Source organism: Nocardia sp. MH4, assembly GCF_019266065.1.
In the GTDB taxonomy this organism is placed as follows: domain Bacteria; phylum Actinomycetota; class Actinomycetes; order Mycobacteriales; family Mycobacteriaceae; genus Nocardia; species Nocardia canadensis.
This window is the reverse complement of sequence record NZ_LPNR01000120.1, coordinates 37,199-52,063: the sequence shown is the minus strand read 5'-3', so window position 1 is coordinate 52,063 and position 14,865 is coordinate 37,199. Positions and strand designations below refer to the sequence as shown.

Sequence of the window (14,865 nt, the reverse complement as noted above, 5' to 3'; positions counted from 1 at the left end):
TGGCACCCGCTCGCGCACGCAGGTGCGCGCCGATCCGGGAGGAGAACCCGCGCCATGTGGCCGACCGAGTGGCCCGCACCGGCCCGCAAGATCGCGACCGCGATCGAGGCGGCCCTGCTGGCGGCGCAGGCCGCCGACGAGCCGGGATTCGCTTCCGCCATCGGCGATCTCGCCGAGTTGCCGTCCGATCAGGTCGACGTGGTGCTGGCGGCGATCGTGCGGGAACTGCTCGAGATCGCGCATCCGGACGGTCTCACCGGTGACGACGTGCGCGACGTCCTCGAGGCGGTGGTGCGACGGTCGGTGGTCTGGCTGCCTCGGCTGGACGCGGCCGCGGTCGTCAGCGCGCTGACCGGTGCGCTGGGCATCGACGAGGGCGAGGGCCGTCCGCCGACCGATCCCCGGCCCGCGGCGATTCTGCTGATCGATTATCTGGCCACGACCGCGCGGGTGCCCGCCCAGCAGTCGGTGCTGCGCGCCATCAACGAAGTCGCCAGGGCCGAAACCGTCGAAATGCCCTGAGCGGCATCGTCGATGGGTCCGGCCCGGCTCGGGAGAGCAGCAGGTCGGTCTGGCCGTCGAGCGCTCCGGTCGACGGCGTGAGCGGCGGCGGCCGTCGCAGCAACACCGGCGCGTCCTGCGGCGCGTAGGAGTTGGGTATCCGGTAGACCCGGAATCCGTTGCCGGTGAACGGTTCCAGCAGGTGTTCGACGGTGTGGCCGGTACCGGCGAGCCAGCGCGGCGTCAGCTCGACGAGGATCTCGCAGTCGGCCCGCAGTCGCGGGATCAGCGCGGCCAGGTCGGTCAGCACGATACCTTCGGCGCCCTCGACGTCGATCTTGATGATTCGCGCCCGGGCCAGCTCACGCGGACTCACGATGTCGGCCAACGGCGCACCGGGGACGACGATCTCGGCGATGTGACTGCCGGGCCGGATCGTGGTCGTCGCGCCCGCGTTGCCCCGATCGGGCACGTACAGCCGCACGGGTGCGGATTCGGCGGCGATCGCCACGGCGGCGACGCGGACGTTGTCGCAGCGGTTGAGCGCCAGATTCGCGCGCAGCTGCTCCTGTGCCGCGGGCGCGGGCTCCACGGCGACGACCGATCCGCTCGGCCCGACGAGGTGGGCGGCCGGCACCGTGTGCCAGCCGCCGGCCGCGCCGAGGTCGATCATCGTGTCGCCGGGCCGCAGCCGGGACACGATGACCGCCGTGACCACCGGTTCCCAGCAGCCGTGCAGGTAGATCGCGCGGGCGACGAAGTCCAGCGTCGTCGGGATGTGGAAACGCCGACCATGGCGGGTCCGTACGGTTCTGGCCACGCGCGGGTGCTGACGCAGGCCGACGTCGAGCCATTCACGCAGCAGTCGACGTTTGACCGCCACGCCCGGCCCGTAGCGCACCCACCAGCGGGCGGCGACCTGCAGGGGCGTCCACGGCGGCGGCACCAGCACGGTGTCGCGCCATGCCGCCGGATCCGACTCGACCATGCCTCACCCTAGAACCGCTTCGGGACGGTCGGGCCGAAGCCGGTGCTGCCCGCCCGTCGCGACCGGGCCCTGATGCCGTCTCGAAGACGCAGTCGCGGTGCCCGGCAGCGGGACTGCGGCGTTTGCGGAGTCCTACACTTGCCGGTACCCCCGTTACCGGATAACGTGGTGATGTCAGTGCACAACTGTTCACTCAATAGTCCGGCGGGGTGGCGACGATGAGGTTGCTGGTGTCAACGGTAGTAGGCGGGTGGGTCGAGATGGCGACGCAGGATCTGGCGGCGTTGCGTGAGTTCGCGCGCGAGGTGGGTGCCGCGGTGGCCGTCCATCAGCGGGAAGCCCGGCGCGCGGCCGCCGATTCGGGTCGCGATCTCGTCCGGGAGGGACGCTCACTGGCTTTCGATATCGCCGACTTGGCCGATGCCGCCAAGCGTGCGCGAACGGATCGGCTGCGCGGGGATCGTCGCGGCGGGTCGGCCGAGCCGGGACAGAAGTGGTGACACTGCTGGCCCTCATCGGCGGGCTCTGTGCTCTGGCCGTGGGCTCGCTGGTGTCGGGATACGCCGTGGTCGTGCTCAGCTATTGGCTGGAGCTGCACCGCGATCCGCCGCAGACGCAGACCCAGCCGGACGAACGAATCGTCTGAACGGGATCAGGATTCGGTCGCCAGGCGGACGCCGAACCCGACCAGCACCAGCCCGGTGAGCGCATCGATGCGGCGGCGGACGCGGGCGGTCCGCATCCAGGTCGAGATCGAGCCGGCGGCGACGACGAGCGCGGCGCAGTACAGCGCGGTCAGCGCGATGTACACCGCGCCAAGGCCCAAGGTCGTCCACACCGGCGAGTAGCCGTCGGGGACGAATCCGGGCAGGAAGCTGACGAACAGCACGCCGATCTTCGGATTCAGGATGTCGGTCAGCAAGCCGGCGCCGAAATTGCCCACCCGGTCCAGCGGCGCCGTCGACCCCGACGGATCGAGGATTGCCGCGTCGATCGGTCTGCGCAGCGCCTTCAGCGACTGCACGCCGATCCACACCAGATAGCAGGCGCCGACGATCTTCAGCGCCTCGTAGCCGACCTCACTGGCGCGCAACAGCGCGGACAGCCCGAGCACCGCCGCGACGACCCACACCGTCAGCCCGCACAGCACGCCCGCGGCCGTGCGGATCCCGGCCCGGCGCCCGCCCCGGACGAGACTGCGCACGACGACCAGCGTGTCCGGCCCCGGCAGCAGGACGAGTACGACCGCGGCGAGGGTGAACGACAGGACAGCACCAACCATCGCCCCATCGTAGAAGCGGGCGCGGCGCTGCCTTCACCAGGTGATGTCGGCGGTGGTGGTCAGCGGCACTTGCGGTCCGGCCGACTCGGTGAGCGCCAGGGTGTCGGCGGCTCGCACGGCGTCCGGGAAGCGGAGCCGGGTGCGCTGCTCGAGCTCGGTCACCGACACCTGGAAGACGCGGAATTCGTCGAGTTCGAGGGCTTCGAGGTGGTCGAGACGCTGGGTCAGCAGGAAGGCCCGGCACGTCAGCCGACCGTCCTCGACGAAGCAGATCACCTTCCAGTACTCGCGCGGCAGCGCCACGCCACGGTGCACGCGATCGTCGGCGGCGAACACCGGTCCGCCGAACACGCTCACCTTCAGGTCATCGATGTCGACGTCGGCGAACACGGCGTCCTCGAGCCTGCCCCACACACCGTTGCGGCTGCTCTGATTGAAGTCGTCCATCTGCGGCGTGATGTTGGTGTAGAAGAACGAGTCGACATTGGCCTGCTCGGCTTCGGGCATGCTCCCCCACAGCAGATCCGCGCGTCGCGCCAGATGCCCGCGATCGAGCCGATTGCGTTGGTAGAGCTCGTTTCCCACTTGCGCCTGAGCGGGCAGCCGGGCGTCCTTGACGAACTCGATGCCGGTCCGGTCGATCCGCTTCATCGACGCGCCGTCGATATTCCACCCCACCCAGCGGGCGAAGCGCCGCGAAGCGCTCAATACCAGCGAGAAGTGGGTGTACGGGATGACCGCGGAGCCGTCGAGGCGCACCGCGTCGGCGGCGATCTCGGCGTCGAGTGCGGGCACCTCGATCCTGGTGGCCAGGAATCCCGGCACGTAGCCGGTCCGAGGTACGGCATCGCTCGCCGGACTCACGGCTGTCGTCGGTGTGTGGATGGCGGTCATGGCGATCACTTCCCGGGGCCGGCGGTGCGATGGGTGTGCCCGCCATCGTCGTCGCCGGGCTCGGTGACCTCACGCGTAGTCGACTACCCGCATCACGCTCCGGATTCCTTTCACCGGGCGGTGGATTTCTCCGCAGGAAGTCGGTCCTGCTGCTCCAGCGTCGCGATCAGCGCGTCGGCTCCCGACATGATGTGGTCGCGCATCAGGCTGCTCGCCGTCTTCGCACGCCCCTTCCGCAGCGCCTCGAGCATCGCCGGTAGGAAGTCCAGCGAGTCGTCGGTGTCGCGGTGGAACCGGCTCGGCAGTTGCTTGGCGATCGAGCCGAGCAGTAACGCGAGCCGACGCGATTCGGCGGCCGACACGATCGTGCGGTGGAATTCGTCGCGCAGGGCTACGGTGCGGTCGGCCTCGGCACCATCGGCGACCGCCTTTTCGTGTTCACCCACGATGTCGGCCAGGCGGGCGAGGTCGCGCGGGGAGATGGATTTCGCCGCGCGCGCTGCCAGCTCGCCGGCCAGCGTGGCCTGCGCCCAGAACAGATCCCGCACATCGCGCGCGCTGAAGGCCGAGACCATGAATCCGCGCCGGGGCACCAGTTCGACGAACCCCTCACCGCTGAGGAGCAGCAGACCTTCTCGCACCGGCGTGTTGCTCACGCCGACCGCCTCGGCTATGGGCTCAGCGCGCAGGAACTCGCCCGATCGAACCCGTCCGGAGATGATCAGCTCCCGGACGTAGTCGGCGACGTCATCGGAGAGCTGCTGACGCTGCGAGTTCGCCCGCGGTGGCAGGTCTCGCGTCGTCGAGATCGGCGGGCGTCGGTCGGTGTCGTTCGACATGTTGTGCATTATGCGTCGTGCTCGGCGGTGCCCGCAGCACGACCCGGCGACGCGTGGTCCAGGGATGCCCGAAACGCGCCTGACGTCGTCGAACACCGACGGTTTCGGCGCTATCCTCGGTAGAGGCGAGCGCACCAGCGCACCGCCGACACGCCGTGACCGAATCGAGCCGAGATGGCCGACAACCTGCCGACTCAGCGCAGCTCGGCCTCGGGCATCGCGGCGGAACTCGCCGCCGAGGGCTTCGAGGACGCCGAGGAGATCGGGCGCGGCGGTTTCGGCGTGGTGTACCGGTGCGCCCAACCCGATCTGGATCGGGTGGTCGCCGTCAAGGTCCTCACCGCCGAACTCGACCCCGACGGGCTGCAACGGTTCGTGCGCGAGCAGCAGGCGATGGGCAGGCTGTCCGGCCATCCGCACATCGTCGCGGTGTTCCAGGCGGGCACCACGCATGGTGGGCACCCGTATCTGGTGATGCCGTATCACGCGCGGGGCTCGCTCGAGCAGCGCATCCATGCCGTCGGCCCGCTCGACTGGGCGGCGACGCTGCGGCTGGGTGTGAAGATGGCGGGCGCGCTCGAGACCGCGCATCGGGCGGGCATCCTGCACCGCGACGTGAAACCGTCCAACATCCTGCTCAGCGACTACAACGAGCCCGAGCTCACCGATTTCGGGATCGCCCGGATCCAGGGCGGATTCCACACGACCACCGGCGTCGTCACGGGCTCGCCCGCTTTCGCCGCGCCGGAGGTGCTGCGCGGCGCGCAGGCGACCACCGCCGCCGATGTCTACGGTCTCGGCGCCACCCTGTTCTGCGCTCTCACCGGCCATGTCGCCTACGAGCGGCGCGTCGGTGAGCAGGTGCTGTCGCAGTTCCTGCGGGTATCCGCGCAGCCGGGACCCGATCTCACCGATCAGGATGTGCCCGAGGAGGTCAGGGCTGTCATCGAGCACGCGATGGCCCCAGATCCCGCCGATCGGCCCGACAGCGCCGCCGCGTTCGGCGCGGAACTGCGCGAAGCCCAGCGCAGCACCGGCGGCGAGGTCGACATCTTGCGGATTCCGAGCACGGTGCGTCCGGCGACGGCGCCGGTCGCGGCGCCGCGCGTGCACGAACGAACCACCGCCCCACCGACACCCGCCACCAAGTACCGCCCGCCGACTCCCGCCCGCGCCACCCTCGCCAGGAAGCGTTTGCTCGAGCACTTGCGCACGAGCGAAGGCACCCGGCTCACCGCCATCCACGCGCCCAGCGGATTCGGCAAGACCACGCTGGCCGCGCAGTGGCACGACGAACTGATCGAGCACGGCGCGGCCGTCGCGTGGCTCACGCTGGACGAGGACGACGACAACGTCGCCTGGTTTCTCACCCACCTGGCCGAAGCCCTGCGGCCCGCCGTCCCCGACCTCGCCGACGAGCTCGACCGGCTGCTGGAAGCCGACCCCGACGATCCCACCCGCGCCGTGCTCACCGCGCTCGTCGACGGACTGCACACCCGCGACCGGCGGGTGACACTGATCCTCGACGACTGGCAGCGGGTCACCGGCACGGCCTCGGTGGCGGCCGTGCGGTTCCTGCTCGAGCACGGCTGCCACCATCTGCCGCTGGTCGTCACCAGCACCGCGCGGCTCGAACTGCCACTGAGCAGGTTGCGTATCCACGGCGAACTGGCCGAGATCGACGCCGCCACCCTGCGTTTCGACGCCGACGAGGTGCGTGCCTTCCTGGCCGAGGCCGGTGGCGTGCGGCTGACGGCCGACGAGGTCGCCGCGCTGGCCGGCGCCACCGACGGCTGGATCGCGGCGCTGCAGCTGACCGTGCTGTCGCTGCGCGCGGGCGAGGCACCCGAGCACCTGCTCGACAGCCTCGCGCTGCACCCCGATATCGGCGCCTTCCTCGCCGAGAACGTGCTCGACACACGGGATCCCGACACGCTCGACTTCCTCATGACGACCTCGATCTGCGAGCGGATCTGCGGTGGCCTGGCGACCGCGCTCACCGGCCGCGCCGACGCCGCCGCGCTGCTCGCCGACCTCGCCGACCGCGGGCTGTTCCTGCTGCCGACGGGCCCGGACCACGACTGGTATCGCTACCACCAGCTGTTCGCCGGCTACCTGTGTCGCCGCCTGGCCAAGGACCGGCCGACCGAAATCGCGCCGCTGCGGCAGAAAGCCGCGACATGGTTCGCCCGGCAGCACCTGCTCAACGACGCGGTCGAGCACGCGCTGGCGGCCGACGATCCGGAGCGGGCGGTCGACCTGGTCGAGGAGGGCGCGGGGTACCTGCTGGAACGCTCGAGAATGATGATGCTGCAAGGCATTCTAGCCAAGCTGCCCGCCGCGGTGTGCCGGACCAGACCGCGGATCCAGCTGTTCGGCGTCTGGATCGATCTGGTGCTGCGGCGTCCCACGGCCACCGCGGCCTCGCTCGCCCGCTTCGAGACCGCGCTGGTCGCGGCCGCGCCCGCCGAGCCGGATCGCACCGAGATGCGCACCGAGGCCGACGTGGCGATCAGCGTCGGCGAGATGTTCGCCGACCGGATCTCGGAGCTGGACGGCCTGATCGGCGACGCGCTGGCCCGTCCGGACGACTTCTCTCCGCGCATTCCCGGCGTGGCGGCCAATATCGCCACTTACGTGGCGATCCACCGTTTCGACTACGACAAGGCCCGCCGCCGGCAGCTGTGGGCGGCGCCGTATCACGAGCAGAGCGGTCCGTTCCTGTCGGTCTACGGGCGCTGCTACGCCGGGCTCGCGGCCTGGGAGCAACTCGATGTCGCCGGCGCCGAGGACCTGCTCACGACCGCGTACGACACCGCGCGGTCGACGATGGGTCCTGCCGCGCACGCCACCCGTCTGGCCGGCGCGCTGCTCGGCGCTTTGCGATACGAGACAGGCGATCCGGACACCGCCGCCGAACTCCTCGAACAGAGCAGGGAACTGTCCACCGAAGGGGGCGGCGGGGTCGACTTCATGCTGGCCACCTACGCCACCGGAGCCCGGGTTCGCGCGCTGCGCGGCGACCGGGACGGCGCGCTCGGCCTGCTCGACGAAGGCTTGGCCCACGCCGAACGACTGGGGCTGCCCCGCCTGGCCGCCCGTATCCGCAATGAACAGGTGCGGCTCGGTGTCGTCCTCGAGCCCGCGGTGGTCGCGGAGATCACCCGCCCGCGCTCGATCCGGCGCGAGGACGGAATCGCCACGGCCATCGACGAAACCGACGAGGACTCCGCGATCCGGTTGCTGGCCGCCACCGACCGCCACCAGCTCGCGGTCGAACGCGCGGAAACCCTCCTGGCCGGGATCGACGCCGAACGCAGGCCGTTGGCCGCGGTGCGCGCGGGCCTGCTGCGCGGCGCGACCCTGCGGCGAGCGGGCCGGGCGGCCGAGGCGGATCGTCTTCTCGCGCCGCTGGTGCGGCGCTGCGATCAGCTCGGCCTGGCACGCCTGCCCGCCGACGCGATGTAGGAACGCCACCCGCGTCAGGACGCTGTACGGGAGGCCGCGAAATCACCCGTGACTGCCGCGAAGGCGCGTATCAGCTCGGTCTCGGGGTCGGCGCGCCAGACGAAGGTCCAGCGGCAACGCGGGCCGTCGGACATCGGCACGTACACCACGCCGGGGCGGGCGTAGTACCGCACGCAGTGTTCCTGGGCCAGGGCGACGGCCCGGCCCGCGGCGATGGCGGCCAGCATCTCCTGGAAGGTGTGCACGCGGGGACCACGCGGGATCGGGCGACCCGCGGGCGTGCGGGGCGGGATCAGCTCGTCGGCCCAGTAGCCGGGTGCGCCGGTGCCGATATCGCACCGGGTGTGGTCGCCGAGGTCCTCGATCGGAATCGTCGCGCGCGTGACCGATTCGCTGCCTCCGGCACCGCGAGCCGGACCGGTTCGACGAGCACGGTGGGGCCGACGGTGATGTCGGGCTCGCGGACCGGCAGCCACAGCAGCTGGATGTCGACGGTGCCTGCGCGCAGCGGGCCGAAGGGGTCGGCGAAATGGGCTTCGCGCAGGACCAGCTCGACCCCGGGGTGGGCATCGGTGAACGCCCGCAGCACGGGGGCGACGACGTGGCCGAGCGCGCCCATGATGCCGACCTCGGTCGGCTTGTTCGTCACCGGGCAGATGTTCGCCTCCCTCGCGCTCGACGTCGGCGGGCTGCTCGGCGTCGAGCCGCGGCCGCTGGGACCGGGCATGCTGCTGGGCGCCGCGGTGCTGCTGGCCGGGATCGTGGTGGTGATCCGCAGCCAGCTCACCGGTGGTCGGGGCCAGACCTCCGCGAGGGCGCAGGTGGGCTGGATCGCGCTGGGACTCGGTGCCGGCGCGGCACTTCCGGTCCAGGGCGCGACCAACGCCGCGTTGCGCCGGGCGCTCGACGATCCGTTCGTCACCGGACTGTGGTCGTTCGTCGTGGCGACGGTGACCATCGCGGTGGCGCTGGCCGTCGTCGTGGTCACCGGCCGCACGCCGCGGCCGCGGCTCGCCCCGTTGCGGACGGTGCCGTGGTGGGGCCGGCTGGGCGGGGTCGCGGCGGCGACCTACGTCACCGTCATCCCGCAGATCGGCGCGGCCACCACCATCGCGCTGACCGTGACCGGCCAGCAACTGGTGTCGGCGGCCATCGACCACCGTGGCTGGTGCCAGCTGCCGAGCAAGCCCGTGACCAGCGCCCGCTGGCCGGGCTCGCTGCGCTGATCACCGGATGCGCGCTGGTGCAACGGAAGATCTCCGCGTTTGCCCGCGGCGTCGTCGTCGAGGAAGGCCACGCCGATTCGCCGGAGGCTGGACGGGAGCACCGCCGACGGGACGGCGAAGGCGGTGATCGCGGCCCATCGAGGGACGTCCGCCACCGGGGTATGCGCGGCCTGCCACGCGGTGCGCAGCCGCCCGGCGCGCACCGGCGTTCCATACGCCCGGCCACTTCGCTCGGGCCGATCGGCGGACGGTGCGCCGCGCACCACCGGCGACCCAGGTGCGGCGAGGTCGGCCGCGCCGGTGGCCGGTCAGCGTCGACGGCGGTTCACCGCGTGGGCGTCGCGCTCACCCGGCGTGCGGCAGGCCCGTCAGGGTCGTGGCGCCCGGACCGTCCAATTCGCCGGCCTCGAGCGGTCTTCCGGACAGCGCGAGCAGCAGCGCCAGGGCGGTGCCGCGCACCTGCGGACCGGCACCGACCTCGAGGTCCGCGTCGGTGGCCGTCAGGCGAAGGCCCTGTGCGCGTTCCTTGCCTCCGCCGACCTTCACCGAGGTGCCGAGCTGATGTCGCACCGCGGTAACGATCGGCGCGACGGGGTAGTCCCGGTGCAGGCCGAGGGGACGGCGGATGTCCTCGCCGTGGACGAACGCTTCGATCAACCTGGTCGCCTTCGGCGCGGGGGCACCGGTGGTCCGGTGGCTCGCCGCGCGGAACGCGGCCAACGTCAGCACCGGGTCCGCGGCCCGCTCCCGCGCGATGCCCGCGTCGTTGAAACGGTCGAAATCGAAACGGGCAGCGGCGAAGTGGACGAAGAATCCCAGGCGGGTGGTCTTCGCGTCGTCGGTCAGATGTGCCACGACGTCGTGCACGTCCCAGCCCGCACACAGCGACGGCGTGGACCACCGCTGCGCGGGCAGGTCCGTCAGGTCCGCGATCAGGGCAGCACGCTCGGCGTGCACCACCGGCCAGATCTCGTTCACGTCAGCCTCCGCTCCGTGGGTACCGACCCGCACAGTACCGCCGAGGCGCCCCCGCGTCGGTCCGACCACCGGCGCCGGGCGCGGGGAATGACGCGGATCGCCAGCGGAAGAGATTGTCGAACACTAGTATTCGCCGATGTGCCCAGCGCTCGGGTCGCGCGTCGACGCCGCCCGTGACCACCGCGGCGCGCACCGTCGATCGAGAGGACCCTCCGATGTTCGGACCTCGCCTATCCCTTGCCCTCGCAGCCCTGCTCACCGCCGTCGCCGCCACATTCACCCTGCCCGCTCCCGCGCAGGCCGCCGCGGGCACGGTGCGCTGGGAAACCAGGGTCAGTGACCGCATTCTCGACATCGGGATCTCCTCCCCCAACCTCGAAGGCCCCGGCTTCGCGGTGAAGGTCGTGCGGCTGTTGCTCCCGCCCGGCTGGTCCAAGAACGCCGGACGCACCTGGCCCACCATCTGGGTGCTGCACGGCGGGTTCGACGACCACAAGTCCTGGACCGACAAGGGCGACCTCGAAGCCCTCACCGCGGGCACCGAAGCGATCTACGTGGTGCCCGAAACCAGTTGGTGCAGCGCCTATTCCGACTGGTGGAACTACGGCGCCTACGGCGCACCCGCCTGGGAGAAGTACCTCACCGACGACGTGCGTACGATTCTCGAATCCGGCTACCGGGCGGGCACCACCCGGGCCGTCGCGGGCAACTCGATGGGTGGTCTCGGCGCGATGAAGTTCGCGGCGAAGTACCAGGGATGGTTCCGCTCCGCCGCCGCCTTCAGCGGCAATGTCGACCCGCTGCACGACTCCGGCGCACCCGGTGACCCCGACAAGCCGGGCCAGGGGTGCGCCGCGGACTGGAAGCGGGTGTGGGGCGACTACACCGCGCAGCGCTCGATCTGGGAGCAGAACAACCCGTACACCCAGGCGTCGAAATTGACCGGAATCCCGCTGTTCGTCTCCTACGGCAAGAACGATCCCGTGGAATCGCTGGCCTACGAACAGAACTACCGCTTCGTCGACAAGCTGCAGTCGCTCGGCGCGAATGTCGACGAACGCTACGTGCCGTCCCACGGCCACAACTGGGACGCCTGGCAGGTACAGATGCGCAACGCGCTGCCCATGCTGCTGTCCTCGGTCGGCGCCTAGGACCCGATGCGCACCCACCGCGTCATCGGGAACCTCCGCGCGACGCCGCGTCGGAGTATCCGGCCATCAGCTCGGCCATCCGGGCACGGTAGCGCGCGACGTTGTCCATCTTGATCGACTCGTAGCCGCGGACCATGTCCGGTAGATCGGCGATTTCGACCGCGAGCGGAAGGGTCTCGCTGCTCAGCCCGGCGAGAAGCTCGGTGACGGCCGTCCGGTATTCGGCGATCAAGGCACGCTCGGTCCGGCGAACCCCCGCGGCGCCGAAGGGATCCAGGCGGGTGCCACGGACTCGGCGCATCGAGACCAGACTCCGATAGACCGGACGGAACCACGGCCCGAGTTCGAGCTTGTTCTTCATACCCAGCGCACGCAGCACAGGCGGGTGCAGCCGGTAGGAGATGCGGGCGCCGCGACCGAATTCCGCCTCGACGGACGCGCGGATATCGGGGTCGAGCGAGAGGCGGGCGACCTCGTACTCGTCCTTGTAGGCCATGAGCTTGTACAGATGGCGCGCGACGGACTCGGTGAGGGCGGTAGAACCGGGCGTTCGCTCGGTCTCGACGAGGCGCACCTGTTCGACGAATGTGCTGAATTGCCGTGCGTAGGCGACGTTCTGGTAGTCGATCAGGTCGGGGATGCGCAGCGCGAGCAGTCGGTGGAGCTCGGATTCGGGTGCGGCGTGCACGGTCGCCAGCAGCTGGTCCGCCGAAGCCGAACGCGCGCGGGGTGTTTCGGCCGGGCCTGTCGCCTCGGCCAATGCCACGGCAAAGGCGTCGGGGTCGGCGACCGCCAGCCGGCCGTAGCGGAAAGCGGCCGTATTCGCCGCGACCTGCACGCCGTTGAGGTCGATGGCCGTTTCGATGTCGGCCGGCGCCAGCGGCAACGCGCCGGTCTGGACGGCGATTCCCGCGAGCAGCAGATTGGCGAACTGATCCGCGCCGAGCAGCGCGATCGCCACGCCGCGTGCGTCGAGGAAGCGAGCTTCGACCACGGTCGCCTCGATCGCGTCGCGGATCGGTCCGGCCGCGGGAAACGAGACGGCGGGATCGGTGACCATCTGCCCGGTCGGGACCTCGCTGGTGGAGACGACCGCCGCGGTCCGCGCGGGATCGGCGGCGACGAGATAGCGGGGATCGGCGGCGACGAGCAGGTCGCACCCGAGGTACAGGTCGCAGCCCCCGGCGATCGCCTTGCTGCCCTGGTCGATCGGCTCGCGGGAGACGGTGATGTCGGAGACCACCGCACCACCCTTCTGGGCGAGCCCGGTCTGATCCAGTGCCCGGACCCGGAGCCCACCCAGTGTGGCCGCGGTGCTGAGCAACTGTGCCAAGGTCACCACGCCGGAGCCGCCGACACCGGTGATGCGCGTGGTGTGAGTCGCGGGGAAGGTCGCGGGCGGCCGAGGCACATCGGTCGGACCGGCGGGCACCGCGGGCGCGCGGCGATGGTCCGGCGCCGGCACGACGGACAGGAACGACGGGCAGTCACCGGCCAGGCAGGAACGGTCGATATTGCAGGAGGACTGATCGATTCGGGTCTTGCGGCCGAATTCGGTGTCGACGGGCTGGACGGACAGACAGTTCGACTTCTGTCCGCAGTCGCCACAGCCCTCGCACACCCGTTCGTTGATCACGATGCGCTCGATCGGCTTCGGCGCGAGTCCACGCTTGCGTTTGCGCCGCAGCTCGGTGGCGCACTCCTGATCGTGGATCAGCAGGGTGACACCCGTGATCGTGGCCAGGGTCTCCTGGGCTTCGATCAGCCGATCCCGATGCCAGACCTGGACTCCCCTGGGCAGCGCGATCTTGCGGTACCGGCGCGGTTCGTCGGTCGTCACGATGATCCGCGCGACTCCCTCGGCGCGCATCGCCGCGCAGATCTCGGCGACGGACATGACCCCGACGGCCTGCTGACCACCGGTCATCGCCACCGCGGAGTTGTAGAGCAATTTGTAGGTGATGTGACTGCCGGCCGCGATCGCCGCGCGCACGGCGAGACTGCCCGAATGGTGGAAGGTCCCGTCACCGAGATTCTGGATCAAGTGGGTGCGGGCCAGGAACGGCGCCATGCCGATCCACTGCGCGCCCTCGCCACCCATCTGGGTGAGGCCGGTGACATCGCCGACCTGCGCGGGACTCATCAGCGACACCATTCCGTGGCAGCCGATGCCCGCGCCGACCGTTGCGCCTTCGGGTGTCTTGGTGGAGATGTTGTGCGGACAGCCCGAGCAGAAATACGGCGTCCGGGTGATCAAAGGCAGAGCGCGCGACAGCGTTTCGCTGCGAGCGCGCCCACGCCACGCGGCCACCGACGGGAATCCACCGAGCTGGGTCAGCCGGACGGCGAGCTTGGTCGCGATGATGTCGGGGTCGAGTTCACCGTCGACGGGCAGGAAGGCGGCGCCATCGGGCAGCTTCTTACCGGTGACCTGGGGGGCGTCCGGCTTGCCGTAGAGCACGTCCTTGATCGCGGTCTCGAGGAAGGGCCGCTTCTCCTCGACCACGATGATCTCGTCGAGCCCCTCGGCGAACCGCCGGACCACCGTCGGCTCGAGCGGATGAATCATCCCGAGGCGCAACAGGCGGATACCGCGTCTGGCCAATTCGGCGTCGTCGAGGCCGAGGCTGCCCAGTGCCTGGCGCACATCGAGTGCGGTCTTGCCCGCGGCGACGATCCCCAGCCGGTCGTCCACGCCACGGTGGGTGATCCGGTTGAGGTCGTTGGCCACGGCATAGCGCCGCGCGATCTCCAGCCGCGCGCCCTCGCGGCTGCGTTCGAGCACGCCGAGGGTCGGCTGCAGCACGTGTGCGGTCACCTCGTGCCGGTAGACGGTGCCGTCGACGGTCCGGTCGGGTTCCACCGGGCGGACCCGGTCGGGGGCCAGGTCCACCGTGCCCGATCCGTCGGCCACATTGGTCGCGATCTTCATCGCCACCCACAGCCCGCAGGCCCGCGACATCGCCACGCCGTGCAGCCCGAAGTCCAGGGCCTCCTGGGGATCCGCCGGATACAGGGTCGGCAGGCCGAGGTCGGCGAGCAACGCCTCGGACGCGCCGGGCACGGTCGACGACTTCGCGGCCGGATCGTCACCGACGAGGGCGAGTACGCCGCCGTCGGGGTGGGTGCCCATCATGTTCGCGTGCCGGATGGCGTCGGACGCGCGATCCAGCCCGGGCGACTTGCCGTACCAGAGCGCGACGACCCCGTCGACGCGCTTGTCGTCCTGGACCGACGCCAGCTGCGTGCCCTGGACCGCGGTCGCGGCCAGTTCCTCGTTGACGCCGGGCTGGAAGACGATGTCGTGCTCGGTCAGCAGCGCGGCGTTGCGGGCGAGTTCGGTGTCGTAACCGGCCAGCGGTGAGCCCTCGTAGCCGGAGACGAATGCGGCGGTGCGCCTGCCCGCCCGCAGATCGGCGCGGCGCAGCTCCAGCGGCAACCGCGCTAGGGCCTGAATGCCGGTGAGGTGCACGGCACCGGTCAGCTGGGTGTACCGGTCCGACAGTGCTACCGGCGCGGGGTGTTCGGTCACATCGAT

The 14,865-nt window shown here is 70.7% G+C and carries 14 protein-coding genes; 6 read left to right on the top strand and 8 right to left on the bottom strand.

Annotation, left to right across the window (positions count from 1 at the left end; genetic code table 11):
• Positions 1-54 precede the first annotated feature (54 nt).
• Entirely contained in the window at positions 55-522 is a 468-nt protein-coding gene (locus tag ATM97_RS27155; RefSeq protein ID WP_218721038.1) for a hypothetical protein, read from the top strand.
• Here ATM97_RS27155 and ATM97_RS27150 read toward each other — a convergent pair.
• Positions 482-1,489: an FkbM family methyltransferase gene (locus ATM97_RS27150; RefSeq protein WP_218721037.1), complete on the bottom strand. Its 1,008-nt coding sequence runs from the start codon at positions 1,487-1,489 to the stop codon at positions 482-484. The two genes, ATM97_RS27155 and ATM97_RS27150, sit on opposite strands and share 41 nt — an antisense overlap.
• 230 nt (positions 1,490-1,719) lie before the next feature.
• Here ATM97_RS27150 and ATM97_RS27145 point away from each other — a divergent pair, with 230 nt between their 5' ends.
• Both ATM97_RS27145 and ATM97_RS27140 read left to right on the top strand, forming a co-directional pair.
• A complete protein-coding gene (locus tag ATM97_RS27145) occupies positions 1,720-1,989 on the top strand; it encodes a hypothetical protein (RefSeq protein WP_218721036.1) in 270 nt (89 codons plus the stop codon).
• Positions 1,986-2,135 carry a hypothetical protein gene (locus ATM97_RS27140; protein ID WP_218721035.1) on the top strand — a complete coding sequence of 50 codons (150 nt, stop codon included), beginning with the start codon at positions 1,986-1,988 and terminating at the stop codon, positions 2,133-2,135. The genes ATM97_RS27145 and ATM97_RS27140 overlap by 4 nt, the downstream gene beginning before the upstream one ends.
• A 6-nt stretch (positions 2,136-2,141) precedes the next feature.
• On the opposite strand, the gene ATM97_RS27135 is transcribed toward ATM97_RS27140, so the two are convergent.
• From ATM97_RS27135 to ATM97_RS27125, 3 genes are all read right to left on the bottom strand, one after another.
• Positions 2,142-2,771, bottom strand: coding sequence for a LysE family translocator (locus tag ATM97_RS27135; protein ID WP_218721034.1), 630 nt, complete (start codon positions 2,769-2,771; stop codon positions 2,142-2,144).
• 33 nt (positions 2,772-2,804) lie between these two features.
• A complete protein-coding gene (locus ATM97_RS27130) occupies positions 2,805-3,665 on the bottom strand; it encodes a DNA/RNA non-specific endonuclease (protein ID WP_218721033.1) in 861 nt (286 codons plus the stop codon).
• Positions 3,666-3,775: 110 nt separating this feature from the next.
• The gene (locus ATM97_RS27125) at positions 3,776-4,504 is read right to left on the bottom strand and encodes a GntR family transcriptional regulator (protein WP_218721032.1); all 729 of its coding nucleotides are present in this window, start codon (positions 4,502-4,504) and stop codon (positions 3,776-3,778) included.
• Positions 4,505-4,678: 174 nt separating this feature from the next.
• On the opposite strand from ATM97_RS27125, the gene ATM97_RS27120 reads away from it, so the two are divergent.
• The gene (locus ATM97_RS27120) at positions 4,679-7,972 is read left to right on the top strand and encodes a serine/threonine-protein kinase (protein ID WP_218721031.1); all 3,294 of its coding nucleotides are present in this window, start codon (positions 4,679-4,681) and stop codon (positions 7,970-7,972) included.
• Between the two features lie 14 nt (positions 7,973-7,986).
• On the opposite strand, the gene ATM97_RS27115 is transcribed toward ATM97_RS27120, so the two are convergent.
• Together ATM97_RS27115 and ATM97_RS27110 are read right to left on the bottom strand one after the other, a co-directional pair.
• Positions 7,987-8,217: a LysR substrate-binding domain-containing protein gene (locus tag ATM97_RS27115; RefSeq protein WP_218721030.1), complete on the bottom strand. Its 231-nt coding sequence runs from the start codon at positions 8,215-8,217 to the stop codon at positions 7,987-7,989.
• A 47-nt stretch (positions 8,218-8,264) separates the two neighbouring features.
• Positions 8,265-8,621 (bottom strand): LysR substrate-binding domain-containing protein, encoded by a 357-nt coding sequence (locus tag ATM97_RS27110; protein ID WP_218721029.1) that lies wholly within the window; start codon positions 8,619-8,621, stop codon positions 8,265-8,267.
• Between ATM97_RS27110 and ATM97_RS27105 the strand changes: the two genes are divergently transcribed.
• Positions 8,590-9,198: a DMT family transporter gene (locus tag ATM97_RS27105; RefSeq protein ID WP_218721028.1), complete on the top strand. Its 609-nt coding sequence runs from the start codon at positions 8,590-8,592 to the stop codon at positions 9,196-9,198. The two genes, ATM97_RS27110 and ATM97_RS27105, sit on opposite strands and share 32 nt — an antisense overlap.
• Positions 9,199-9,543: 345 nt before the next feature.
• On the opposite strand, the gene ATM97_RS27100 is transcribed toward ATM97_RS27105, so the two are convergent.
• Positions 9,544-10,176 (bottom strand): maleylpyruvate isomerase family mycothiol-dependent enzyme, encoded by a 633-nt coding sequence (locus ATM97_RS27100; RefSeq protein WP_218721027.1) that lies wholly within the window; start codon positions 10,174-10,176, stop codon positions 9,544-9,546.
• Between the two features lie 215 nt (positions 10,177-10,391).
• On the opposite strand from ATM97_RS27100, the gene ATM97_RS27095 reads away from it, so the two are divergent.
• The gene (locus ATM97_RS27095; RefSeq protein WP_218721026.1) at positions 10,392-11,327 is read left to right on the top strand and encodes an alpha/beta hydrolase family protein; all 936 of its coding nucleotides are present in this window, start codon (positions 10,392-10,394) and stop codon (positions 11,325-11,327) included.
• Between the two features lie 22 nt (positions 11,328-11,349).
• On the opposite strand, the gene ATM97_RS27090 is transcribed toward ATM97_RS27095, so the two are convergent.
• Positions 11,350-14,859: an indolepyruvate ferredoxin oxidoreductase family protein gene (locus ATM97_RS27090; protein WP_218721025.1), complete on the bottom strand. Its 3,510-nt coding sequence runs from the start codon at positions 14,857-14,859 to the stop codon at positions 11,350-11,352.
• Positions 14,860-14,865: the final 6 nt, after the last annotated feature.